This is a genomic window from Achromobacter sp. GbtcB20, assembly GCF_019091095.1.
GTDB lineage: Bacteria > Pseudomonadota > Gammaproteobacteria > Burkholderiales > Burkholderiaceae_B > Achromobacter > Achromobacter mucicolens.
In genome coordinates this window covers 1-496 of the sequence record NZ_JAGXJZ010000211.1, presented here as the reverse complement: position 1 = coordinate 496, position 496 = coordinate 1, and the positions used below count along the sequence as shown (strand labels likewise).

General features: G+C 56.0%; 1 protein-coding gene. It reads right to left on the bottom strand.

Features of this window, described 5'->3' with window-relative positions; genetic code table 11:
- Positions 1–57 precede the first annotated feature (57 nt).
- The coding region (locus KVT32_RS28625) for an IS6 family transposase (RefSeq protein WP_217619263.1) at positions 58–496 on the bottom strand (439 nt) is incomplete at its 5' end.

The window sequence follows — 496 nt, the reverse complement described above, 5'->3', positions numbered from 1 at the left end:
GGCTCTGGTGCAAATTATGGACAAAGGCACGCCAACCTGCCGGTGCGCCGGCTGAGTTCACGCAGCCAGAACAGCTGCCCAGATTTCGGACGAAGTTTGCCCCTGAGTTCCCAGACCTCGTAGGTCGAACTGCCCTTTGCGAATGCGATGCATGAGCTCAATGCCTTGTATTGTCGTGGTAGCGGAAGTGAAGCTTTTCAAGCCCAGCATCGGTCCAAGTCTGGATTTGACATTGCGATGGTCCTGCTCGATCAGATTGTTCAGATATTTTGACGAGCGAAGCTTCGTCAAGTCAGGAAGACGTCCCTGCTCTTGAAGTTCGCGAACGGCGCGGTGGGAAGCGGCATAACTGTCCAGCGTAATAGTCTCGGGTAACCGGCCTTGAGAACGTATGGCTTTACGAAAGAATGCCTTGGCCGAAGCGACGTTGCGCCGCGGGCTGAGCCGGAAGTCGACGGTATTGCCGGCCGAGTCGACAGCCCGGTAGAGATAAGCC